At 48.6% G+C, this 22,671-nt stretch carries 18 protein-coding genes; 14 read left to right on the top strand and 4 right to left on the bottom strand.

The window, feature by feature from the left end; translation table 11 throughout:
- Positions 1-84 precede the first annotated feature (84 nt).
- Entirely contained in the window at positions 85-774 is a 690-nt protein-coding gene (locus DXB70_RS07780; RefSeq protein ID WP_022360148.1) for an amino acid ABC transporter permease, read from the top strand.
- Positions 764-1,516 (top strand): amino acid ABC transporter ATP-binding protein, encoded by a 753-nt coding sequence (locus DXB70_RS07785; protein WP_117796214.1) that lies wholly within the window; start codon positions 764-766, stop codon positions 1,514-1,516. Before DXB70_RS07780 ends, DXB70_RS07785 begins: the two co-directional genes overlap by 11 nt.
- A gap of 477 nt (positions 1,517-1,993) precedes the next feature.
- Here DXB70_RS07785 and DXB70_RS07790 read toward each other — a convergent pair whose 3' ends face one another.
- From DXB70_RS07790 to DXB70_RS07800, 3 genes are all read right to left on the bottom strand, one after another.
- The gene (locus DXB70_RS07790; protein ID WP_118673069.1) at positions 1,994-2,893 is read right to left on the bottom strand and encodes a tyrosine-type recombinase/integrase; all 900 of its coding nucleotides are present in this window, start codon (positions 2,891-2,893) and stop codon (positions 1,994-1,996) included.
- Between the two features lie 21 nt (positions 2,894-2,914).
- Positions 2,915-3,862: a tyrosine-type recombinase/integrase gene (locus tag DXB70_RS07795; protein WP_243099928.1), complete on the bottom strand. Its 948-nt coding sequence runs from the start codon at positions 3,860-3,862 to the stop codon at positions 2,915-2,917.
- 202 nt (positions 3,863-4,064) lie between these two features.
- A complete protein-coding gene (locus DXB70_RS07800) occupies positions 4,065-4,565 on the bottom strand; it encodes a MarR family transcriptional regulator (RefSeq protein ID WP_118673073.1) in 501 nt (166 codons plus the stop codon).
- A 260-nt stretch (positions 4,566-4,825) separates the two neighbouring features.
- On the opposite strand from DXB70_RS07800, the gene ftsH reads away from it, so the two are divergent.
- The 8 genes from ftsH (at position 4,826) to guaA (ending at position 18,599) form a co-directional block, all read left to right on the top strand.
- Positions 4,826-6,700: an ATP-dependent zinc metalloprotease FtsH gene (gene ftsH, locus DXB70_RS07805; protein WP_118673075.1), complete on the top strand. Its 1,875-nt coding sequence runs from the start codon at positions 4,826-4,828 to the stop codon at positions 6,698-6,700.
- Positions 6,701-7,128: 428 nt separating this feature from the next.
- A complete protein-coding gene (locus tag DXB70_RS07810) occupies positions 7,129-8,322 on the top strand; it encodes a BMP family ABC transporter substrate-binding protein (protein ID WP_107000564.1) in 1,194 nt (397 codons plus the stop codon).
- A 192-nt stretch (positions 8,323-8,514) separates the two neighbouring features.
- The gene (locus DXB70_RS07815) at positions 8,515-10,071 is read left to right on the top strand and encodes an ABC transporter ATP-binding protein (RefSeq protein WP_107000563.1); all 1,557 of its coding nucleotides are present in this window, start codon (positions 8,515-8,517) and stop codon (positions 10,069-10,071) included.
- Positions 10,068-11,144 carry an ABC transporter permease gene (locus DXB70_RS07820; protein WP_022360157.1) on the top strand — a complete coding sequence of 359 codons (1,077 nt, stop codon included), beginning with the start codon at positions 10,068-10,070 and terminating at the stop codon, positions 11,142-11,144. Before DXB70_RS07815 ends, DXB70_RS07820 begins: the two co-directional genes overlap by 4 nt.
- A complete protein-coding gene (locus DXB70_RS07825) occupies positions 11,141-12,103 on the top strand; it encodes an ABC transporter permease (protein ID WP_118293913.1) in 963 nt (320 codons plus the stop codon). The genes DXB70_RS07820 and DXB70_RS07825 overlap by 4 nt, the downstream gene beginning before the upstream one ends.
- A gap of 329 nt (positions 12,104-12,432) precedes the next feature.
- Positions 12,433-13,236, top strand: a complete 804-nt coding sequence (locus DXB70_RS07830) for a formate/nitrite transporter family protein (protein WP_182448436.1) — start codon at positions 12,433-12,435, stop codon at positions 13,234-13,236.
- 300 nt (positions 13,237-13,536) lie between these two features.
- Positions 13,537-16,389, top strand: a complete 2,853-nt coding sequence (uvrA, locus tag DXB70_RS07835; RefSeq protein ID WP_118472205.1) for an excinuclease ABC subunit UvrA — start codon at positions 13,537-13,539, stop codon at positions 16,387-16,389.
- Positions 16,390-17,057: 668 nt separating this feature from the next.
- Positions 17,058-18,599, top strand: coding sequence for a glutamine-hydrolyzing GMP synthase (guaA, locus tag DXB70_RS07840; protein ID WP_117796206.1), 1,542 nt, complete (start codon positions 17,058-17,060; stop codon positions 18,597-18,599).
- Between the two features lie 292 nt (positions 18,600-18,891).
- Here guaA and DXB70_RS07845 read toward each other — a convergent pair whose 3' ends face one another.
- Positions 18,892-19,422: a helix-turn-helix transcriptional regulator gene (locus DXB70_RS07845; RefSeq protein ID WP_009247529.1), complete on the bottom strand. Its 531-nt coding sequence runs from the start codon at positions 19,420-19,422 to the stop codon at positions 18,892-18,894.
- 448 nt (positions 19,423-19,870) lie between these two features.
- Between DXB70_RS07845 and DXB70_RS07850 the strand changes: the two genes are divergently transcribed.
- Genes DXB70_RS07850 through DXB70_RS07865 form a run of 4 tightly spaced genes read left to right on the top strand, consistent with a single transcriptional unit; the run spans position 19,871 to position 22,620 of the window.
- Positions 19,871-20,059, top strand: a complete 189-nt coding sequence (locus DXB70_RS07850; RefSeq protein WP_009247528.1) for a transcriptional regulator — start codon at positions 19,871-19,873, stop codon at positions 20,057-20,059.
- The gene (locus DXB70_RS07855) at positions 20,060-21,151 is read left to right on the top strand and encodes a site-specific integrase (RefSeq protein WP_009247527.1); all 1,092 of its coding nucleotides are present in this window, start codon (positions 20,060-20,062) and stop codon (positions 21,149-21,151) included. It abuts the gene before it with no gap.
- The gene (locus tag DXB70_RS07860; protein ID WP_009247526.1) at positions 21,141-21,476 is read left to right on the top strand and encodes a hypothetical protein; all 336 of its coding nucleotides are present in this window, start codon (positions 21,141-21,143) and stop codon (positions 21,474-21,476) included. The genes DXB70_RS07855 and DXB70_RS07860 overlap by 11 nt, the downstream gene beginning before the upstream one ends.
- Positions 21,466-22,620 carry an AAA family ATPase gene (locus DXB70_RS07865; RefSeq protein ID WP_055200169.1) on the top strand — a complete coding sequence of 385 codons (1,155 nt, stop codon included), beginning with the start codon at positions 21,466-21,468 and terminating at the stop codon, positions 22,618-22,620. Before DXB70_RS07860 ends, DXB70_RS07865 begins: the two co-directional genes overlap by 11 nt.
- The last annotated feature ends 51 nt before the right edge of the window (positions 22,621-22,671 follow it).

Genomic DNA, 22,671 nt, shown 5'->3' on the forward strand with positions numbered 1-22,671 from the left:
AAAAGGTTGCTGCAGAATGAAAAAGATGAAATTCGGCAGCAGCCCTTTTTCGGGTCTATATCATCTTACAAGGAGGAAAACGGATTGGAGAAACTCAAGCAGGCCTTATATTTAAACCTGATCAAGGATGACAGGTGGCAGTATTTGACAGGGGGCCTAAAAAATACCCTGATCATCACGTTATTTGCGACCCTGATCGGCATTGCCCTTGGTCTGCTGATTGCGATTGTCCGTGCGACTCACGACAAAACCGGTAAAATGAAATTTTTAAATGGTGTCTGCCAGGTATATCTGACGGTCATCCGGGGAACGCCGGTTGTTATCCAGTTGATGATTTTCTACTACTGTATTTTTGTATCGCGTGTATTTGCCGGCGTCTTTGTCGGTGTGATCGCGTTTGGTCTTAACTCGGCGGCATATGTAGCGGAGATCTTCCGTTCCGGTATCATGTCGATCGACGAGGGACAGATGGAGGCAGGTCGAAGCCTTGGTTTTAACTATGTCCAGACGATGCGTTATATCATTATGCCGCAGGCGTTTAAAAACGTACTTCCGGCGCTCTGCAATGAGTTTGTTGTTCTTCTGAAAGAGACTTCGGTAGCCGGTTACGTGGCGGTGCAGGATTTGACAAAGGGCGGCGATATCATCCGTTCCAGAACGTATGACGCGTGGACACCGCTTCTGATAGTGGCTGCTGTTTATCTGGCGTTGACGATGATCTTCAACCACTTTGCACAGAATCTGGAAAGGAGCCTGAGAAAGAATGAACGATAAAGTACAAAACGGAGAAGTGATAATTGACATCAAGGATCTTTCCAAGGCGTTCGGTGATTTAAAGGTCCTGACCAATATTTCCACCCAGATACGCAAGGGGGATGTTGTCTGCGTGATCGGACCATCTGGTTCCGGTAAATCCACATTTCTGCGCTGCATGAACCTGCTGGAAACTCCGACCGGCGGACACATCTATTTTGAGGGAACGGATATCACGGATCCAAAGACAAACATTGACAAACTCCGTCAGAAAATGGGAATGGTATTCCAGCAGTTCAACCTGTTCCCGCATATGACGATTCTTGATAATATGACGCTGGCACCGATGAAACTGCTCGGACGCCCGAAGGACGAGGCGGAGACGGAGGCATTGAAACTTCTGGAGCGTGTCGGATTAAAGGAAAAGGCATCCGCCTATCCGGGACAGCTCTCCGGCGGTCAGAAACAGCGTGTGGCGATCGTCCGCGCCCTGGCAATGCATCCGGATGTGATGCTCTTTGACGAGCCAACCTCTGCGCTTGACCCGGAGATGGTAGGCGAGGTATTAAACGTAATGCGCCAGCTTGCCGAGGAACACATGACGATGGTCGTGGTTACCCATGAGATGGGCTTCGCCCGCGAGGTGGCAACCCGCGTCATGTTCATGGAGGGCGGTAACTTCATCGAAGAAAACGAACCGAAGGAGTTTTTCGAGCATCCAAAGAGCGAAAGATTGAAGGCATTTTTGAGTAAGGTGCTGTAAGGAAATTTAATATTAGGAAAAGTCCGGTAGGGAGAGAATGTCATAGCACATTTTCTTTCTGCCGGGCTTTTTTTATGCCTGTAATATCTTTATGCGTTTTCTATTATCCATCTGGTTCTTCTAACTTCCGTTTTGAAAAATGTTTATTTGGAAAGAAAAGTTGTTAAAAAAATTGCAAATATATAAAACCAAATGAAATCTCCCATCGTCTTATTAGTAGAACAGCAGAAAAGGAGGAAGATTCTGAAAAGAAGGCGGAACAGAATGTTGAGACAAAGCTGGACAGTGGGAAGCAGGAGAAAAAAGAGAATGCGGTAGAACGGTCGGTTGAAAACATTAGAACCGATAGCGTTGAGGAAGCACTTCCATATGAGCTCGTGATTGTGGAGGCAGAGAAAAAATAAATCTATAATAAAGGGGAAAGAATTGTGGAAAATGGCAGTTCTTTCCCCTTTTATGGTTTTCACACGCCTGTGCCTACCACGTCACCACCCGGTCAATCACCGTCTGCTGTTCCTGACTCGATTTCATCAGGTAAATCCGGGTTGTTTCGATGCTGTCGTGCCCTAAAAGATCCGCCAGCAGGGAAATGTCATTGAACCGTTTCAAAAAATTGATGGCGTAGCGGTGCCGGAAAGAATGCGGGTACATTGTTGCCGGATTGATGCGGTAGCGCTTTGCGATGTTTTTTAACTGCATCTCGATGGCGCGTGCGGAGATGCAGGTGCGGCGGCGGGTCAGGAAGAGAAAGCCGCTGTCGATGCCGTGGGAGGCAAAGTAGGGGATTGCTTCCCCGCAGAGGGAGCGGGGGAAGAACAATCGCCGTATCTTGCCGCCTTTGGAGTAGAGATCGAGATAGCCAAGCTGCAGATCCTCCATTTTGATCTGGCGCAGTTCACTGACGCGAGCGCCGGTGGAGGCGAGAAATCGCACGATGAAATACCAGAAATAATTTTCATCCTTTTTTAGCCGCCGTTTGAGCCGGTCGTAATCTTTCTGGGAGATCACTGTATCAAGGTAGGTGTGCTTCTGCTCCCGGATGGGGCGCAGGCGGTAGTGACCTGTGGGAGTGATGCGGAGTGAATCTGTGGGGGCGGATATGGGTGATTGAAAATTCGCCTTTTCATTATCCAACAATCCACTGTTTTGCATAAAATCCAGAAACCGGTTCATCCCCAGAATCCGCGTATTCACTGTCGATGGCTTATAACATTCCAGCAGCCAGCGCCGGTACGACTGCAGGTGCTCGACCGAAAGGCTGTTATAATGTGCAAAAAACAGCCGGACGGAACAGCTGTAGACCCGGATGGTGCTGGCGGCGTGCCCCTGTTTTTCAAGGTAAATGCCAAAGTCGGAAATAAGTGTTTCAAAATTCATATGTGCTTCATTTCCTCCTCTCTACCAGGTGACTACCCGGTTGACAATCTCATACTGCTCGCTGCTGGAACGACGCAGGTAAATCCGGGTTGTTTCGAGATTTTTGTGTCCAAGCAGATCGGAGAGCAGGGAAATATCGCCGCATTTTTCGATAAAACTCTTGGCAAACCGGTGGCGGAATGCATGCGGATGTACCATTTTCGGTGTCATGTGGTAGGAGAGGGCGATGGTTTTGAGCTGGCTGCGGATGCCGCCTGGAGAGATGGGGGAACCGAAGCGGTTGAGGAAGATGGGACCGTGGGATTTGTGGAGAAAGGAAAGCCATTTGAGGGTATCGGTTCGGAGTGACTGTGGGATGTAGATGCGCCGGACTTTATTTCCTTTGGAATAGATGTCCTTATAGCCGGAGAAAATATCTTCTGCCTGGAACTGAATCACCTCGCTGACCCGGACGCCGGTTGCCGCCATGAAACGGATGAGAAAATAGTAAGTGTACCGTTCATCCCGAAGCAGGCAGCGTTTCAGGTATTCATAATCCGCCTCGCTGATTATGTGATCCAGATAGGTTTTCTGCTGGATTTTTACCATGGGAAGATGCCCGGGATAGAGCTTTTTAAAATCCAGGTAGGCATTCAAAGCCCGGATCCGCTGGTTGATGGTCTGCGGCTTGTAGTGCTCGAGCAGAAAGATTTTGTATAGCTTTAAATTGGGGTAGGTAATGTCACGGTAATAGGTAAAATACTGCCGTACAGCATAAGTGTAAGCGCGGAGTGTCTCATCGGCAAGGTTGCGCGTGAGCAGGTAGCGGGCAAATTCGTCCGCGGCCTTTTGGGCTCTTGCAGGTGCGGCAGCACGCGTTTGACCGGAAAGGCGTGGAATGGCAGCAGAAGTTTGCCTGGATGAGAGGGGGAGAGTGTGCTTGTTATGAGCAGCGTGTGGAAAAATATGATTTTCTATCATTTGTGGCATAATATGTAGGAACCTTCTTTCTGTATCATTGAGAAACGTCCATTGGCACAGAAAGAAAATTCTGCCGAGGCGTGGAACACACCGGAACGGATGAAAGGATGAAATGGCAGAGAAATCAATCCGGAATGCTGCTGGACGTTACAAAAGTCAATTATACAGGATTTAAAAGAAAGCGGAGAAAAAAGTGTCTCCGGTGTCTTTATCATACGGATACATTCTTCGCAGGTTCATCGGTTTCACAGTTGAATTTCTTCATTAATTCCATCAGGCGGCACAGGCATTCGTCCATCGATGCCAGTTCTTCCGGGGTGTAAGCGCGCAGCCCAAACAGGGTGGAAGACAGCATTTCCTGCTTCATCTGGTTCATCATCTCACGGCCGGAATTGCAGATGCGGATGTAGACGCGGCGGCGGTTGGCTGTATCATGGATCCGCTCGACCAGACCGCGTTCCTCAAGAACCTTGATCATATGGGAGAGCTGCTGCTTTGTGATACTCAGCTTGTCCGCCAGCTCAGACATGGTATAGTCCTGATCTGCCCAGCTGTCGAGCGCGATCAGGGCAAAAAATGGAAGCGAGTTGACTTTCATATCATGGCTTGGCTGGTAGTGGCATTTCGCCAGGGAGAGAAAGCCGAGTGCAAACTCCAGGAAGTGGATACCGGTGTTTTTTAAAAGATTTGAATTTTTTTTGCCTGGATTCATAGGAAAACCTCCAAATTTAAATATCAAAGTAATAAAATGCGGTCCATTTCACAAACATAAATTGCAAACAAGGAAACATCAATTTACTTGTACTCTAGCACATCCAGACAAAAAGGTCAACAAATATAAAAAGTAAATAAATATTTACTGTTGTGGATTGACAAATAACAAAGAATGCGGTATATGTTAATGTATCACGAAACGATGTGACAGAAACACAGAAACCATCTGTCACAGACTCACAATAAGGAGAACAATCTATGGTAGAGAACACGAACGGCGGCGGAAAGCAGCCGCCCAGAAAATCATTTCTATATTATTATGGACTGGTAATGCTGGTTGTCATGCTGTTAAACATTTTCCTCTTCCCATCCATGATGGATCGGACGCAGGAAGTGCGGTTTGACCAGTTCAGTGAACAGCTGAAAGAGAATAATGTCGATGAGGTGTATGTGACGACGAACAATGAGATCGTCTATACGCTGAAAAATGACGATAAAAACAAGACCTGGAATGTCACCTACAAGACTGGGGAGATTCCGGGGGTAAACCTGTATGAGCTGCTTGATGGAAAAGATGTAAAATACAGTGCGGAGATCAATACACAGGCTTCTCCGCTTCTCAATTTCCTGCTGACCTGGATTCTGCCGCTGATTCTTTTTATCGGAATCGGACAGCTGATGGGGCGTTCGCTGATGAAGAAGATGGGCGGCGCCGGAAATGCGATGACATTCGGCAAGTCCAATGCAAAGATTTATGCGGAATCCGAGACCGGCATCACCTTTGCGGATGTGGCCGGTGAGGAAGAGGCCAAGGATGCACTGAAAGAGATCGTTGATTTCCTTCACAAGCCGGAAAAATATTCGGAGATCGGTGCGGTGCTTCCGAAGGGCGCCCTGTTAGTCGGACCTCCAGGAACTGGTAAAACAATGCTGGCGAAAGCGGTTGCCGGTGAGGCACACGTTCCATTTTTCTCGATCTCCGGTTCGGAATTTGTTGAGATGTTTGTCGGCATGGGTGCGGCGAAGGTGCGTGATTTATTTAAACAGGCCAATGAAAAAGCTCCGTGTATCGTATTTATCGACGAGATCGATACGATTGGTAAGAAGCGTGACGGCGCCGGCATGGGCGGCAATGACGAGCGCGAGCAGACGCTGAACCAGCTTCTGACTGAGATGGATGGTTTTGACGGCAAGAAGGGTGTTGTCATTCTGGCGGCGACCAACCGTCCGGAATCCCTCGATCCGGCGCTGCTTCGTCCGGGACGTTTTGACCGCCGGATTCCGGTAGAGCTGCCGGATCTGAAAGGCCGTGAGGCAATTCTGAAAGTCCATGGCAAAAAGGTTAAAGTGGATGAGAGTGTGGATTACAATGAGATCGCCCGTGCCACCAACGGTGCGAGCGGCGCGGAGCTGGCAAATATTGTCAATGAGGCGGCGCTGCGGGCAGTACGGATGGGACGAAAGACCGTGTCCCAGCAGGATCTGGAAGAGAGTGTCGAGACGGTTATTGCCGGATATCAGAAGAAGGATGCCGGTGTTTCCGGGGATGAGAAGAAGATTGTCTCCTACCATGAGATCGGTCATGCACTGGTAGCGGCGCTGCAGACGCACTCGGCTCCGGTCCACAAGATCACGATTGTGCCGCGAACCTCCGGGGCACTCGGATATACGATGCAGGTGGAGGCGGATCAGCGCTTCCTGATGAGCAGGGAAGAGGCGTTCAACAAGATCGTGACACTGACCGGCGGCCGTGCGGCGGAGGAGCTGATCTTCCATTCTATCACGACTGGGGCTTCGAATGATATCGAACAGGCAACCAAGATCGCCCGTGCGATGGTGACGCGTTACGGCATGAGTGACCATTTCGGCATGGTAGCGCTCGAGACGGTCAACAACGCCTACTTAGGCGGCGATACTTCCCTGGCTTGTTCGGCAGAGACGGCGGCGAGGGTCGATGAGGAAGTGATTGCGCTGGTAAAGAGCGCGTATGAGAAAGCGAAAGCTATTCTTTCCGGGCATGAGGATAAACTTCATGAGCTGGCAGACTATCTTCTGGATAAGGAGACGATCACCGGTGAGGAGTTTATGAAGATTCTGGAAGAGAAGAAAGAGGATGGCGAGGCAGAGGCTTAAAACGGAGCCGTGTATTATAAGGTGGACGGTTACGTGTTTGCCGAAGTTATAAGAGAAATCAGTTACAGTGAGCTGAGCAGGTATCAGGCATTTTGAAAGGAAATGTCTGGTGCCTGTTTTTGTGTTGTCTGCGTCGAAAAAAAATGCTGGCAGCTGATTCCTCCGGTGTTCCCTTCCTGCATATCGGGGGATTACAGGAGAGAAAAAGAAATAAGTAAAACTTATGAAAAGAGATTAATAAATATCACAGTAAAAATCAGGCAAATTCCTTGAAAAGCGTCTGTAAATATGCAATAATATCTCCTGTATCGATCCAAATTTTCGGGAATGCGGTTTTATTTTCGGATTTCAGGTTCTGCGAGGGAATTCTGACAAACGATGAGAAAGGGAGAGAACCGCATTCGCAGGCATTCTTAGGAGGAAATGTTATGAGAAAAGTAGTAAGCGTGTTACTGAGCGCTGCCATGGCGCTGTCCCTGTGTGCAGGCTGTTCTTCTTCGTCTTCTGATACAGCAGATACGAAGGCAGCGGAGGAAAAGGGAGCTGACGCGGCAGACACAGAAGCAGGCGAGGCAGCAGAGGGCGTGATGCCGGCAGTTGCTAAAGAGGATCTGAAGGTCGGAGTGATTCATATTGGAAATCCGGCGGATGGTTCCGGTTACAGCTATACGCATGATCAGGGTATCGTAGCGATGCAGAAAGCCGTTGGTCTGGAGGATGATCAGATTATCCGCAAGAACAACGTAGCAGACGATGATCAGACTGCCATCGAGACAGCAATGCGCGAGTGTGTCGAGGAAGGATGCCAGATTATCTTCGCGACAAGCTGGGGCTACATGGATGCATGCGAGGCACTGGCAGAAGAATATCCGGACGTTATCTTCTCCCATGCAACCGGCTACAAATCCAACGGTGTGAACTTTAACAATTATTTTGGACGGATTTATCAGTCCCGTTACCTCACTGGTATCGCGGCTGGTTTAAAGACAGAGAGCAATAAGATCGGTTATGTCGGCGCCTGGGGCAAGGACAATGCCGAGGTTACCGGCGGATGTGACGCATTTGCAATGGGTGTATATTCTGTAAACCCGGATGCAACCGTTTACATCAAGACCACCAACAGCTGGTACGATCCGGAAGGTGAGAAACAGGCAGCCGTAGCCCTGATCAACGAGGGCTGTGATGTCATTGGACAGCACTGCGATACACCGAACCCGCAGCTGGCAGCTGAGGAAGCTGGCGTATTTGGTGTTGGTTACAACTCTGATATGAGCAAGGATGCTCCGAAGGCAGTTCTGACCTCCACCGTTTGGAACTGGGGCGCTTACTATACCAAAGCTGTACAGGATCTGATTGATGGTACATGGACAGGCGAGAACTACTTCGGCGGTCTGGAGGAAGGTCTGGTAGACATTTCCCCGTTATCTGACCTGTGCGTAGATGGTACGCAGGAGAAGATCGATGAGGCACGTGCGAAGATCGAGTCTGGCGACTGGGATGTATTTGATGGCGTGATCGAGTGCAACGACGGAACCACCGTTGGCACCGAGGGCGAGCATATGTCCGATGCAGATATCACAGGCAATATCCACTGGTACTTCAAGAACATCGTAGAGAAATAATCACGGAATTATATACCTGGAAGCGATGCTGAAACAGGTTCGGAAACGCTTCCGGGTGTTGCAGATTCCAAGAGTATATAACAGATAAAAGGAGGCAGCTTCAAATGGATCCACTTTCATTTGCGGCACCTCTTTTTTCTTTTTTAGAAAATTGATTAAAAAATTGGTTAAATATTCATTTGAGGTGACGATATGACAGAACAGTATGCCATTGAGTGTAGGCAGATCACGAAAGCATTCGGAAGCGTCGTGGCGAACGATAAGATTGATCTGACCGTCCGGTACGGCGAGATTATGGCACTTTTGGGAGAAAATGGTTCCGGTAAGACAACGCTCATGAACATGCTTTCCGGTATCTACCACCCAGATGCCGGTTCGATTCTGGTTGGAGGAAAAGAAGTCTCCATAAATTCGCCGGTAGATTCGAGAAATTTAGGAATAGGTATGATTCATCAGCATTTCAAACTGGTGGATGTGTTCAGTGCGATGGATAATATCGTGCTGGGAACCAAGGGAAAACGGCTGGGAAGAAAGGCGTTGCGGGAAAAAATTGAAGCGCTTGGACAGTCATTTGGACTTGAAATTGAACCGGAGAAAAAGGTCTACGACATGTCGGTCAGCGAGAAGCAGACGGTCGAGATCCTGAAGGTATTATATAGAGGCGCCCAGATCCTGATTCTGGACGAGCCGACGGCAGTCCTGACGCCGCAGGAGACGGAGCGGCTGTTTAAAATCCTGCGCCGGATGCGGGAACAGGGCTGTGCGATTATTATTATTACCCATAAATTAAATGAGGTCCTTTCTATCAGTGACCGTGTCACGATTCTGCGAAAAGGAAAGAGCATCGAGACGGTGGAAACTGCCGGATGTGATGAGAAGAAACTTACGGAGCTTATGGTTGGACGACCAATCAGCCTGAATATCGAGCGCCCGGAGATGGAGAAGAGAGAGACTATTTTGAAGATTGTCGATCTGACCGTCGATAAGAGTGACGGCGGCGTGGCGCTGGATGATATTTCTTTTGAGATTAAAACAGGCGAGATTCTGGGCGTTGCCGGTGTTGCCGGAAGCGGCCAGAAAGAACTCTGCGAGACGCTGACCGGGTTGATGGACGCGAAAAAGGGCGCTATTTTGTACCGTAAGGAAAATATCATCGGTAAGACTCCGGCGGAGATCATCCGCCTCGGAATCAGTATGAGTTTCGTGCCGGAGGATCGTCTCGGCATGGGACTGGTTGCTTCAATGGGTATGGTTGATAATATGCTGCTCAAGTCCTATTCGGAAGGGAAAGGATTGTTTGTAGACCGGAAACCGGCGAGGGAGATGGCAGAACGCCTGATCGGAGAACTGGGAATAGTGACGCCGGGCGTTGATACGCCGGTGCGTATGATGTCGGGGGGCAATGTCCAGAAGGTACTTTTGGGACGTGAGATTGAGTCGAGCCCGCAGGTGCTGATCACGGCTTACCCGGTGCGAGGGCTTGATATTAATTCTTCCTATCTGATTTACGATCTCCTGAACCAGCAGAAGAAAAAGGGCGTGGCGGTTGTCTATATCGGCGAGGATCTGGATGTGCTTCTGGAGCTTTCAGACCGGATCATGGTACTCTGCCATGGAAAGATCACGGGTATCGTGGATGCGAAGAAGCTCACGAAAGAACAGCTGGGACTGATGATGACCGGTACCGAGGCGGGCGAGCTGGGGCTGGATAAGAGTATGGCATCCGAAAAGAAGGAGGAACAGGCATGAAAGAACCGTGGATCCGCGTTGTAAAAAAGGCGGAACTTGGAAAAAGAGAAACATTGATCCTCCGTCTGGAGGCGATCGTGCTGGCTCTGGTGGCAGGCGGATTCTTTATCCTGCTGATTGGGCAGAATCCATTTGTCATTTATCAGACGATTGTAACCGGAGCGCTGCGAAGCGAGATGGCGATACAGGCGACGGTCAAAATCATGATTCCACTTTTGATTGCGTCGCTGGGCGTGACGCTGGCATTTAAAATGAAATTCTGGAACATCGGAGCTGAGGGACAGATCATTATGGGCGGTATTTTTGCCTCGTATTTTGCCCTGTTCCATGCGAACTGGAATCACTGGCTGCTGGTGATCGTGATGTTTTTGGCAGGCGCGATCGGCGGAGGTCTGTGGGGACTCATTCCGGCGTGGTTTAAGACCCGGTATGATACGAACGAGACGCTGTTTACGCTGATGTTAAACTATATCGCGCTGAATGTCATCGTATTTTTGAGAGAGGGCGCATGGCGTGACCCAGGTTCCCAGGGATATGCGAAGATTGCCCGTTTCAATAAGAATGCGGCGCTCGATAAGGTGTTCGGCATCCAGTTCGGCTGGGTGATTGCGCTGATTCTTGTGGTAGTGATAGCGGTTTACTTAAATCGTTCCAAGCAGGGATATGAGATCAGCGTCGTGGGAGAGAGCCAGGAGACGGCCCGCTATGCCGGCATGAATGTAAAAAAAGTGGTTCTGCGGACGATGTTTCTGTCCGGCGCTGTCTGCGGCATCGGCGGCATGGTGCAGGCGACCGGTTCGGATGTCACGCTGACGACGGCAGTTGCCGGCGGTGTCGGATTTACGGCGATCATCGTGGCATGGCTGGCACAGTTGAATCCGCCAGTGATTCTGCTGGTTACCTTTTTGTTCAGCGTGCTGGAAAAAGGAAGCAGCGTAGTTCAGTCTTCATTCGGATTGTCCTCGGACTGCGCGGATGTGCTGCAGGGAATCATCCTGTTCTTCATTCTGGGATGTGAACTGTTTATCCGGTATCAATTTGTATTTCGCGGAAAAGGAGGTACACGCGCATGAGCAGCGAGATCGTAATTAAATTTCTGGTGGCGGCTGTATTGGCGGGTACGCCTTTCCTGTTTGGCACGGTTGGCGAAATTTTGAGTGAGAAGGTCGGACACCTGAATCTGGGCGTCGAGGGAATGATGTCGATTGGCGCGTGCGCCGGATTTATGGTCGGCTATCAGACGGATAACTTTGTTGCGGCGCTGTTAGCTGCGGCGGTGGCTGGAATGCTGTCGGCATTGATTTACGGTGTTTTGACTGTCACATTTATGGCAAATCAGAACGTAACGGGATTGACACTGACAATTTTCGGTGTCGGATTATCCAATTTTATCGGCGTCTTTATGCTGGAAAAATCAGAGAACGGCACCCTGAAACTTCCGGATGCGGTGACGGCACAGATGCGTAACATCCACATCCCGGGACTCAGTGATCTGCCGGTGGTCGGAGAATTATTATTTTCCTATAACCCGTTCGTTTATCTTGGAATCATCATCGCGATTGTGGCGAGTTTCTACTTATATAAAACACAGGTTGGTTTAAATGTGCAGGCGATCGGAGAAAATCCGGGCGCAGCAGATGCGGCAGGTATCGAAGTTACAAAGTGGAGATACATTAATATCCTGCTATCCGGTGCGATCTGCGGTATCGGCGGCGCATATTGCTCGATGATCATCAACGGCGGCGTGTGGCTGCGCGACAGCGTCGGCGGTCTTGGCTGGATTTCCGTTGCCCTCGTTATCTTCGCGGCGTGGAAGCCGATCAATGTTATTTACGGTTCCTTTATTTTCGGGGCGCTGCGCGTGCTGAAATACTATGTGCCGAAAAACACGTATGCGATTCCAACGGCATTTTTCGATGCCCTTCCGTTCATTATCACCGCATTGGTGCTGGTGATCGCGTCGATGCGTAAGAATAAAGGGGCACATATCCCGGCGCATCTGGGCGAGAATTATTTCCGGGAGGAACGGTAGGAAAATGAAGGGGAACTTATAGGATTTGTGGGAGGGCTGCAAAAAGTAGTTACATGAAATAATAAGGGAAGCCCTTGATAGGTGATGTCAGATGGCGGCTTGAGATGATAGGACGACATCAGAAATGATATAGAAATAATAGAAAAGACGGTTGTTTGTCAAAGATTTTAAAGGGATAGAACAGAAAGATCGGACGAAAACCGTCTTTTTCTGTTTGAAATGGAAGGAAAGGTTATAAAACGATGTGGCAGGTTCGGAAATTCAGAAGATAAAAGGAAGAATTTGAAAAATGGATTTCGGACATAGAAAGGCTGATGGGAGGAAAATCTATGGTTGCATCGAAACAGATTGCAGAAAATTATGTGGAGACGGGCAGAAAAAAGGCGGAACTTCCGGTGTCTCATATGCTGATACTCGGCTTTTTCGCCGGAATGTTCATCGCGCTGGCAGGCGCGGGGGCGTCGGTTGCCTCGGCAGCAATGACAAATGGCTCGGCATCGCGGATTGCTTCGGCACTCGTATTCCCGGCAGGATTGGCGCTGGTGGTCTGCACCGGGGCGGAACTTTTCACTGGGAACTGCCTGATGACGATCTCGGCGCTGCAGAAACGGATTTCCGTGGGCGGGCTGTTTAAAAATCTTCTGTTTGTCTATCTGGGAAATCTGATTGGCGCGATCTTTGTGGCGGTTTTATTTGTCTACGGGCATATTCCAAGCCTGTACGGCGGCAATCTGGCGCAGGTTCTTCTGAATACAGCCGTTTCCAAGGTGACCCTGACTCTGTCGGAGGTGCTGTGCCGTGCGATCCTCTGTAATGTGCTGGTTTGTATTGCAGTCTGGGCGGCGATGAGCTCCGAGCAGGTATCTGGCAAAATTCTGGCGCTTTACCCGCCGGTGGCGATTTTCATTCTCTGCGGCTTCGAGCATTGCATCGCCAATATGTTTTACATCCCGGCGGGGCTGATGATCATGGGCGAGTACGGTCTGGCAGCGGAAGGGCTGACGATCGGAACCTTTATTCTCAATAATCTGATTCCGGCTACGATCGGAAATATGATCGGCGGGATGCTGGTGATTGGAGGCGGGTACTGGCTGGTGTATCTTCGGGGAACGAAAAATCGTGAAATAAAATGAATGCGTGAAAAAATGAAATAGGGCGAAAGGGTATTTTTGTCTGGTCTCCATGTTAGGTTTGGAGTCGGGCGGAGGTGCCCTTTTTGTATTAGAATTGATGAAAAGTTTGACTTCTATTCCCAAGGAATATCTATGTTTAGCTGATTCAATTTTATCAAACAGAACAAATGTTTGCAAAGACTTTTGGAATGTGTTATACTAAGCATAATTACAGGGAAGACTGTGACTATAATGACTATAAAATAAGTCAGTAGCGACATGATAAAACAGAGCAGAGTCAATGATAATTGAGGTACAGATATGGCGAAGCAATATATAAAGATACGAGGTGCCAATGAGCACAATCTGAAAAACATTTCCATTGATATTCCGAGAAATGAGCTGGTCGTCCTGACCGGACTTTCTGGTTCGGGTAAATCATCTCTGGCATTTGACACGATCTATGCCGAAGGGCAGCGGCGGTATATGGAGTCCCTGTCGTCTTATGCGCGTCAGTTCTTAGGTCAGATGGAAAAGCCGGATGTCGAGAGCATCGAGGGCTTGTCCCCGGCGATCTCTATCGACCAGAAATCGACGAACCGGAATCCGCGTTCGACGGTCGGCACAGTGACGGAGATCTATGATTATATGCGTCTTTTGTACGCACGAATCGGTATTCCGCATTGCCCGAAGTGCGGTCGTGAGATCCGCCGCCAGACGGTCGATCAGATGGTTGACCAGATCATGGCGCTGCCAGAGCGCACAAAGATCCAGCTTCTTGCCCCGGTCGTGCGCGGGCGGAAAGGACGCCACGAGAAAGTGCTGGAGCAGGCAAAGAAGAGCGGTTATGTCCGTGTGCGGGTGGACGGCAGCTTATACGAGCTTTCCGAGGAGATCACGCTGGATAAAAATATCAAGCACAATATTGAGATTGTGGTCGATCGCCTGGTGGTCAAGCCGGGGATTGAGAAACGCCTTTCGGATTCGATTGAAACGGTCATGGGTCTCTCCAATGGTCTGATGCTGACCGATACGGCGGTGCGGGATGAAAACGGCGAAGAAAAGCACGATACCCTGACGTTCAGCCAGAATTTTTCCTGCCCGGACTGCGGTATCAGCGTGGATGAGGTCGAACCGCGCAGCTTCTCTTTCAACAACCCATTTGGTGCGTGCCCGGACTGCTTCGGTCTGGGATATAAGATGGAGTTTGATGAGGATCTGATGATTCCAGACAAGAGCCTGAGCATCAATCAGGGTGCGATCACGGCGATGGGATGGCAGTCTTGCACGGACAAAACGAGCTTTTCCGGCGCGATCTTAAATGCATTGGCAAAAGAATACGATTTCAGTCTGGATACCCCGTTTGAAGATTATCCGAAGGAGATCCATGATATTTTAATTTACGGAACCGGCGGCAAGGTTGTGAAGGTGTATTACCGTGGACAGCGTGGCGAGGGAATTTATGATATTGCCTTTGAGGGGCTGATTCAGAGCATGAACCGCAAATACCGTGAGACGTTCTCTGATTCAATGAAGGCGGAATATGAGACATTTATGCGGATCACGCCGTGTCCAGCCTGCAAGGGGCAGCGATTAAAGAAGGAATCTCTGGCAGTCACGGTTGGCGGGAAAAATATTTTCGAGGCGACCGATATGTCGATCGTCAAATTCCGCGAATTTATCGATGCGCTGGAGCTGACGCCGATGCAGCAGGCGATCGGTGCGCCGATTTTGAAAGAGATTCGGGCGAGGATCAGCTTCCTTATCAATGTCGGTCTGGAATACCTTTCCCTGTCGCGTGCGACTGGCACGCTGTCCGGCGGCGAGGCGCAGCGAATCCGCCTGGCAACCCAGATCGGCTCCGGTCTGGTCGGTGTGGCATATATTCTGGACGAGCCGAGTATCGGACTTCACCAGCGGGACAACGACAAGCTTCTGGATACCCTGAAACACCTGCGGGATCTGGGAAATTCAGTTCTGGTGGTTGAGCATGACGAGGATACGATGCGCGCGGCAGACTGTATCGTGGACATCGGTCCGGGCGCGGGCGAACACGGCGGCGAGGTCGTGGCGATCGGCACAGCGGAAGAGATCATGAAAAATGAAAAATCGATCACCGGCGCATATTTGAGCGGGCGCATTCAGATTCCGGTGCCGTCCGAGCGGAGAAAACCGGCCGGCTGGCTGACGGTGAAAGGCGCAGCGGAAAATAATCTTAAGAATATCGACGTCAAATTCCCGCTGGGCGTGATGACCTGCGTCACCGGCGTTTCCGGTTCGGGAAAGAGCTCACTTGTCAATGAGATTCTTTATAAAGCGCTGGCAAAGAAGCTGAACCGAGCACACACGATTCCGGGAAAACATAAATCCATCGAGGGCGTCGAGCAGCTCGATAAGATTATCGCGATCGACCAGTCTCCGATCGGGCGGACGCCGCGTTCCAATCCGGCAACCTATACGGGGGCATTTGATCTGATCCGGGATCTGTTTGCGGCATCTACGGATGCCAAGGCAAAAGGCTACAATAAAGGACGTTTCAGCTTCAATAAAAAAGGCGGGCGCTGTGAGGCGTGCTCCGGCGACGGTATCATCAAGATCGAGATGCATTTCCTGCCGGATATCTATGTGCCGTGTGAGGTCTGCGGCGGCAAGCGCTATAACCGGGAAACGCTGGAGGTCAAATATAAAGGGAAAAGCATCTATGATGTCCTCAATATGACGGTTGAGGAGGCGATGAAATTCTTCGAAAATGTGCCGTCCATACACCGGAAGATTGCGACACTCTACGATGTAGGACTTTCCTATATCCGCCTGGGACAGCCGTCCACCGAGCTGTCCGGCGGTGAGGCACAGCGAATCAAGCTGGCGACGGAGCTGAGCAAGCGTGGAACCGGCAAGACGATCTATATTCTGGACGAACCGACTACGGGACTTCATTTTGCCGATGTACACCGTCTGATTGAGATATTAAGACGTTTGTCGGATGGTGGAAATACCGTGGTTGTCATTGAACATAACCTGGATGTCATCAAAACTGCTGACTACCTGATCGACATCGGACCGGAAGGCGGCGAGGGCGGCGGAACCGTGATTGCGAAAGGAACACCGGAAGAGGTGGCAGCGACGCCGGGATCGTATACGGGGAAGTATGTGAAGAAATATTTAAATGTTTAGGACAATAAGCGGGAATCCTCGGCAATTCAATTACCGAGATGAAAGCGCAGTAGTGTGCATATCTGCACAATGCAAATAGTATAATAATTCTCATCCTTTGCTCTCAGTTGAGAAGCCCCACCTCTTTAGGTGGCGAGTAATAACAAATTTGTCTTAGTGGGAGTTAGGTCTCCGATTGAGATAAACGCTCCGCGAGGATGCGCAGTGATTCTGCATAGAATATGCATTTTTACTTGCGGATAGGAATTTTCTGCACTGAAAATTCCGTACGATATCATACTGGTAGCGGATTTTGCCGATGCTTCGCTGACCAGAATCACGCGCCAAGTCTCACGGATGTTCGACTTGAATTGAATCGAAAAGCATTTTTCTGAAAAAAGTGCCTGAAAATACCGTAAAAATGGCTTGTCTTTAATTGCCGGGTATTTTATAATAAAAGTTACAGGAATTGACAGGAAGAGAACGTGGTATAGCTGCTGAACAGATTGCGACCGGTTATTTTTCGATTGGCGGCGATGGGGCTGAAACGGAGCGATTACCTGCGGCAGCAGTATGACTGTTACAGTTCACATGTTGTGCAAGCGTGTGACCATAAATCCTGGAAGTTGATTCGAAGCTACAAGTTGATGAAGTACGGATCGCAGCATAAAATTATAGGAGGAATACTCGTGGAGAAAGAGATGATCATTGTACTGGACTTTGGCGGACAGTACAATCAGTTGATTGCCAGAAGAGTAAGAGAGTGTAACGTATATTGTGAGGTTCATCCTTACACCCTGCCGCTGGAAAAAATCAAAGAGATGAACCCGAAGGGTATCATTTTCACCGGCGGACCGAACAGTGTATACAAGGAGGAATCTCCGAGATGTTCAAAGGAAATCTTTGATCTGGGAATCCCGGTACTGGGTATCTGCTATGGCGCACAGCTGATGTCCTACCTGTTAGGTGGCGAGGTTGCCACAGCACCGGTCAGCGAATACGGAAAGACTGAGGTAGAGGTAGACACAACATCTAAGCTGTATGAGGGTGTATCCCCGAAGACCATATGCTGGATGAGCCATACCGACTATATTTCCAAGATGCCGGAAGGTTTCCGTGTGACAGCCCATACTCCGGTCTGCCCGATTGCAGGTATGGAAAATGAAGAAAAAGGCTGGTACGGCATCCAGGCACATCCTGAGGTACTTCATACACAGGAAGGCTCCAAGATGCTGCATAACTTCGTATACAGTGTCTGCCATTGTGCAGGTGACTGGAAGATGGATGCGTTCGTAGAGAAATCCATCGAAGAAATCCGTAAAAAAGTAGGAAATGGTCGTGCCCTTCTGGCTCTGTCCGGCGGTGTAGACTCTTCCGTAGCAGGCGTCCTGATGGCGAAAGCGATCGGCGACCAGCTGACCTGCGTATTCGTCGATCACGGTCTGCTTCGTAAAAACGAGGGTGACGAGGTAGAGGCAGTATTTGGTCCGAACGGTCCGTACAAGCTGAACTTCATTCGTGTCAATGCACAGCAGCGTTTCTACGACAAGCTGGCAGGTGTAACCGATCCGGAGCGCAAGCGTAAGATCATCGGCGAAGAGTTCATCCGCGTATTTGAGGAGGAAGCAAAGAAGATTGGCAAAGTAGATTACTTCGTACAGGGTACGATTTACCCGGATGTGATTGAGTCCGGTCTTGGAAAATCCGCTGTTATCAAGTCCCACCACAACGTAGGCGGACTTCCGGAACATGTAGATTTCAAGGAGATCATCGAGCCGCTGCGTATGCTGTTTAAAGATGAGGTCCGCCGCGCCGGTCTGGAACTTGGTATTCCGGAAAATCTGGTATACCGTCAGCCGTTCCCGGGTCCGGGACTTGGCGTTCGTATCATCGGTGAGGTAACAGCAGAGAAGGTACGCATCGTACAGGATGCAGACGCTATCTACCGCGAGGAGATCGCAAAAGCAGGTATCGACCGCACACTCGGTCAGTACTTCGCAGCCCTGACCAATATGCGTTCCGTAGGCTGCATGGGCGATGTCAGAACCTATGACTATGCCATCGCACTTCGTGCCGTCCTCACATCCGACTTCATGACCGCAGAATCCGCAGAACTTCCGTGGGAAGTACTCGGAAAAGTCACAAGCCGAATTGTAAATGAGGTGAAAGGTGTAAACCGCGTACTGTATGATTGCACGGGGAAACCGCCGGCTACGATTGAGTTTGAATAAATCGAGTTGCTTAAAAAAGCCAGTGTTTATGCGGGTTTCAGCGATTTCGATTAGTCTTTTGATAACAAATTGATAACAGTCATAGCAAGTGCCATTATTCTTGTTATCCAGTGGTTTATGGGTAACGGAACAATTAACAGGTGGCTTGCAGACTAAAGTTCGGAGCTTGGCTCTGAACAAATTCCATATTATAAACTAAGCCCTTAGCTGTGGTTAATAACCATAGTTAAGGGCTTTTTTGTCGTTGCCAAAGCATCTGTAGGGAGCTGCCAGTGGCAGGTCCTGTAGGTGCTTATTTATCTTTCAAGTGGTCTTTGAATGCTTCCACGAGAGCGTCACTTAATTCCTGTGATGGAACTTTTGCCCAACGCTGTGTGGTGTCGAACTCTGGATAATGGTAACGCCAGTTATCGTATTCTTCTCTGTTGATTTCTTCGGAAGATAGCTTGTCTGCCTGTTCTTTCCAAGCATACAGCATTTTGAGGAGTTCATATGCTTCTCTGCCTTTGTCCTTGTTGACCTTTAAGCATACCTCTCCGTCTGCTTCACTGACAGTAAGACCGTAAATATCTTCAAGGGTAAACAGAGTGTGCATAAGACCGATATAGCTGTCTATGTCAGGAACATCAAGAGCCTGTGGAGAAACATCAAGCACCTGTGCCAATGCATTTGTAAGGTCTGCTTTCGGTTTGCGTGTACCAGTTTCGTACTGTGCCAAACGCACATCAGCACTCTTTTCTGGAAAACCGATTGCTGTACCGAGATACTTTTGTGTCATACCACGCATTAGTCTGAAAAAATGTATTCTTTCGCTGATAGCCATAATGATACGCTCCTTTTATATTTAGTGAAATAAGTATAGCAGAAATGTTTAGTGGAAGTCAAGAAAAACCGAAACAAAAATGTTTAATATTTTCTTTGCAACCACTTGACAATAGCAAATATGTTTAGTAAAATAAATTACGAATTAAACAAATATGCTTAATGCGACAACTGAATGACCGTCCGAAAAGCCAAACCGCCAAGACCTCGTCGGAGCAAGTTCCGTATCGTTCGCTTGTGTGCAAGCACAAAAGCTCATTCGCTGCACTGCTCCTCCTCTTCCCCAAAAGTCTCCGACTTTTCGGGAACCCCTATACGAGCGAGCGCCTGATGTACTGCGGTGCATTGGGACAGCACAGCGCCTGCCGACAAGCAGGAGTGCCTGTTGGAACTTTAACACGGAGAAAGCGGCAAGCAAAAAATTATTTTAAGAAAGGAAGAAAAAGGATATGGAAAACAGATTTATCCGAGCCGAAGATGTGGCTCAGGAACTAAACGTATCAAAACCTTATGCATATAAACTCATCAGACAATTAAATGAGGAATTGAAAGCAAAGGGCTTTATTACGATTGCAGGGCGTGTAAATCGCCAGTATTTTTACGAAAGGCTCTACGGAGCAGGAAAGGGGGAAATGTAAATGCCGGTATTTAAGAATGAAGATAACGGTACTTGGTATGTGATGGCAAGGTATGTGAACTGGAAAGGGGAACGCAAGCAGAAATGCAAGCGTGGCTTTGCTACCAAACGAGAAGCACAGGAATGGGAAAGAATGTTCAAATTGCAGACTTCTTCAGACCTTGATATGAGTTTTGAAGCCTTTACGGAGCTTTATATCAATGATGTGAAGAACCGTTTGAAGGAAAACACGTGGCTTACCAAAGAGCATATCATACGCACAAAGATACTTCCGTATTTCGGGAAACTGAAAATCAGCGAGATTTCCACAAAGGAGATTATTACTTGGCAGAATGAAATGCTTGCCTATCGTGATGAGAAGAAAAAGCCTTATTCACAGACGTATCTGAAAACGCTGCACAATCAGTTGTCCGCCATTTTCAATCACGCTGTCCGCTACTATGAACTGCGTTCCAATCCTGCGGCAAAGGTGGGAAATATGGGACGTGAGGAACACAAGGAAATGCTGTTCTGGACAAAGGAAGAATACAAGAAATTCTCTTTTGAGATGATGGACAAGCCTGTTTCCTTTTATGCGTTTGAAATGCTTTACTGGTGCGGTATCCGAGAGGGCGAGCTGTTAGCTTTGACTCCGGCAGATTTCAACTTTGATAAGGAAACAGTCACAATCAATAAATCCTATCAGCGTTTGAAAGGGCAGGATGTGATTACTTCTCCGAAAACGAAAAAGAGCAACCGCACGATTAAAATGCCGAAGTTTCTGTGTGAGGAAATGAAAGAATATCTCGGTATGCTTTACGGATTGAAGAAGAAAGACCGTATCTTTACGGTGACGAAAAGCTATCTTCATCACGAGATGGACAGAGGGGCAAAGGCGGCAGGCGTGAAGCGTATCCGCATTCACGATCTCCGTCACAGCCACATTTCACTCTTGATTGATATGGGCTTTTCTGCGGTGGCGATTGCTGACCGAGTTGGTCACGAAAGTATTGATATTACTTATCAGTACGCACACCTCTTTCCGTCAAAGCAGATTGAGATGGCAGAAAAATTAGATGATTTAGGGAAAGGAGATTTTGAAAATGTCAGCTAAGAACAGAGATAACAAAAATCGTTGGAGGAATATCACAGTAGGGTTTCGAGTATCGCCCGAAGAAAACGAACTCATTAACAGAGCTGTAGCTCTATCAGGATTGCCAAAACAGGAGTATTGTTACCGCCGTTGCTTAAATCAGGATGTGGTGGTACAGGGCAATCCGAGAGTGTATAAGGCGTTGAAAACGGAATTTGCCACAGTCCTTGCGGAACTGAAAAGGATTGAAGCAGGAAAAGGTGTGGATGATGAACTGCTGAGTGTAATAGAACTGATTTCCATTATTCTCGGCGGTTTGAAAGGAGAGGATGCGAATGGAGAATAAAAAAGAAATGACTATTCCAAATGTATCTGCGGCAACAGATGCGGAACAGTCACTTTCCAAATGTACTGACAATAGTATAGTCAATCAGGATACGGATTTCAAGGGGTACGAGCAATCTTTTGAAGAAATGCAAAGGGAAATACTCAGACAGTTAGACCCTTCCTATCTGAAAACAGTATCAATGACAACGCTGTATGATACGGTGTTTGAGGTTCAGACACCACTTATCGACGGTCTGCTCCAAAGGGGAACTTACCTTTTCGTAGGTTCCCCGAAAGTGGGAAAGAGCTTTATGATGGCACAGCTTGCCTATCATATCAGCACAGGCACACCGCTTTGGGAGTATAAGGTGCGTAAGGCAACGGTGCTTTATTTTGCCCTTGAAGATGATTACCCACGTTTGCAGAAGCGATTGTTTCAGATGTTCGGTGCAAAGGAGACAGGCAATCTGTATTTCGCAACGGAATGTAAAACGGTCAATGGCGGACTGGAAGAACAGATAAGAGGGTTTATGAGGGAACACCCAGACACAGGCTTGATTATCATAGACACCTTAAAGCGTGTGCGTGAAGCAGGCGGAGCAGATTACAGCTACGCAAGTGATTATGATGTTGTGGCAAGGCTGAAAGCGTTGGCAGACAGTTACAAGGTTTCAATGCTTATTGTTCATCATACACGCAAACAAAAATCGGAAGATATATTCGATATGATTTCAGGCACGAATGGTCTGATGGGTGCGGCAGACGGTGCATTTGTTCTCAGTAAGGACAAGCGTGCTTCCAACAATGCCACACTTGATGTTGCTGGCAGAGACCAGCAGGATATGAAAATCCATCTTGTAAGGGACAGCGAGCGATTGGTGTGGAACTTTGCAAAATCGGAAACGGAGATGTGGAAAGAACCGCCCGAACCTCTGCTTGAGAAGATAGCGGATACGCTCTTTTCGGAAAGTGACAGATGGGAAGGAACTGCTTCGGAACTTTGCGAAAGGCTTGCGGTGGATATAAAGCCGAATGTACTTTCTTTAAGGCTCAGTATCAACGCAAGCAGGCTGTTTCGTGATTACGGTATCCGTTATCAGAACAGCCGCACACACGACGGAAGAAAGGTTTCACTTTGGAAAGAAACCGAGCAGACGGCGTGACAAACGGTGTCAAAGGTGTCAATGTTTTTGAGAGCAGCACGCTGTGAAAAA

This window comes from Clostridium sp. OM05-5BH (genome assembly GCF_003481505.1).
Lineage (GTDB): Bacteria > Bacillota > Clostridia > Lachnospirales > Lachnospiraceae > Otoolea > Otoolea fessa.

What these genes read in the sequence shown, in the direction of transcription:
- DXB70_RS07825 (WP_118293913.1), top strand. Translation starts at nt 11,141, where the DNA reads ATGAGCAGCGAGATCGTAATTAAATTTCTGGTGGCGGCTGTATTGGCG.
- DXB70_RS07855 (WP_009247527.1), top strand. Translation starts at nt 20,060, where the DNA reads ATGCCGGTATTTAAGAATGAAGATAACGGTACTTGGTATGTGATGGCA.
- DXB70_RS07860 (WP_009247526.1), top strand. Translation starts at nt 21,141, where the DNA reads ATGTCAGCTAAGAACAGAGATAACAAAAATCGTTGGAGGAATATCACA.
- DXB70_RS07810 (WP_107000564.1), top strand. Translation starts at nt 7,129, where the DNA reads ATGAGAAAAGTAGTAAGCGTGTTACTGAGCGCTGCCATGGCGCTGTCC.
- ftsH (WP_118673075.1), top strand. Translation starts at nt 4,826, where the DNA reads ATGGTAGAGAACACGAACGGCGGCGGAAAGCAGCCGCCCAGAAAATCA.
- DXB70_RS07815 (WP_107000563.1), top strand. Translation starts at nt 8,515, where the DNA reads ATGACAGAACAGTATGCCATTGAGTGTAGGCAGATCACGAAAGCATTC.
- DXB70_RS07795 (WP_243099928.1), bottom strand. Translation starts at nt 3,862, where the DNA reads ATGCCACAAATGATAGAAAATCATATTTTTCCACACGCTGCTCATAAC.
- DXB70_RS07830 (WP_182448436.1), top strand. Translation starts at nt 12,433, where the DNA reads ATGGTTGCATCGAAACAGATTGCAGAAAATTATGTGGAGACGGGCAGA.
- DXB70_RS07845 (WP_009247529.1), bottom strand. Translation starts at nt 19,422, where the DNA reads ATGGCTATCAGCGAAAGAATACATTTTTTCAGACTAATGCGTGGTATG.
- DXB70_RS07800 (WP_118673073.1), bottom strand. Translation starts at nt 4,565, where the DNA reads ATGAATCCAGGCAAAAAAAATTCAAATCTTTTAAAAAACACCGGTATC.
- DXB70_RS07785 (WP_117796214.1), top strand. Translation starts at nt 764, where the DNA reads ATGAACGATAAAGTACAAAACGGAGAAGTGATAATTGACATCAAGGAT.
- uvrA (WP_118472205.1), top strand. Translation starts at nt 13,537, where the DNA reads ATGGCGAAGCAATATATAAAGATACGAGGTGCCAATGAGCACAATCTG.
- DXB70_RS07790 (WP_118673069.1), bottom strand. Translation starts at nt 2,893, where the DNA reads ATGAATTTTGAAACACTTATTTCCGACTTTGGCATTTACCTTGAAAAA.
- DXB70_RS07820 (WP_022360157.1), top strand. Translation starts at nt 10,068, where the DNA reads ATGAAAGAACCGTGGATCCGCGTTGTAAAAAAGGCGGAACTTGGAAAA.
- DXB70_RS07865 (WP_055200169.1), top strand. Translation starts at nt 21,466, where the DNA reads ATGGAGAATAAAAAAGAAATGACTATTCCAAATGTATCTGCGGCAACA.
- DXB70_RS07850 (WP_009247528.1), top strand. Translation starts at nt 19,871, where the DNA reads ATGGAAAACAGATTTATCCGAGCCGAAGATGTGGCTCAGGAACTAAAC.